The organism is Bacillus sp. AFS088145 (genome assembly GCF_002564465.1).
In the GTDB taxonomy this organism is placed as follows: Bacteria; Bacillota; Bacilli; order Bacillales; family Bacillaceae_G; genus Gottfriedia.
Map to the genome: position 1 here is coordinate 1 of NZ_NUUX01000036.1, position 957 is coordinate 957.

Sequence of the window (957 nt, forward strand, 5' to 3'; positions counted from 1 at the left end):
TTTTTTTGTTGTTCCAACTTATTTTGTAGTGACAACATAAACAAATATACCATCTCGTCCAAATGATTGCAAGCATTTCTTTACAAAAATTATACTCTTACCTTGAATATTGGCAGTTGAATTAATTATTTTAAAGTATTACCCAAAAAGAATACCACCTGTCTTTTATCGGAATTAGCTTCATGTATATAATTTTCGAAATTAAAAAAATACAAGTATCGTATATGGATAATTATTTCAACAGTTCGGTACGTCAAAAATAGATCGAATTGTAGTGAAAATGTAGTAACCATAGAGTGCTTGTTAAGAACTTTACTAAATGAATATTATTCTAAGAACCTTACACCAACGTTGCAGAGCTGGGAATACAACTTGGAATGGCTTCTAAAAGTTCAAAAAGAATTTTGGGTAAATGTGGTGGACTATTGATCACGACATATAAATTCTAACTTTCTTTATGAAGCTAAACCTAATTAACGCTGAATTATTTGAAATACCATTTTAAAACATTCGTGTACATGATTTTATCGATAGCTTGTTCATCAAATAGCTGTTGCCATCCAACTAAATCCTAAACTCTTCTTGTAAGGTAATCGAGCCTAGATAAATCTTCTGAACCACATCGTTTTATATTAAAACGTAATTTTTACCCCTTTTTCATTCAAGTTTATAATCTCTTCGTCTGTTACATTAAAAGGTAATTGAGTTACACACTATCCATAATAACCAGGCAAGGTAATTGTGGATGGTTGTTACACCTTTATATCGGTTTATCCATTGTTCCAAACATGAATGAAGACATTACCATTAACTTTTTGTAAGCTTGATCGTTAAAAGAATATCTTTTTAAATGCAATGTTAAAAAAGAACCCTGTGAATTAAAAGGTGCAGGAAGATCACCTTAAATTGACATGAAACCTTATTTTCATTTTTAAACACAAAAAAAACATCAGCCTA

Annotated in this window: 1 pseudogene; it reads right to left on the reverse strand. The window is 30.0% G+C overall.

Annotated elements, in window-relative coordinates:
• Positions 1-574 precede the first annotated feature (574 nt).
• A pseudogene (locus tag COI44_RS24970) lies at positions 575-710 on the reverse strand (amidohydrolase family protein); the annotation flags it as partial.
• Positions 711-957 lie beyond the last annotated feature (247 nt).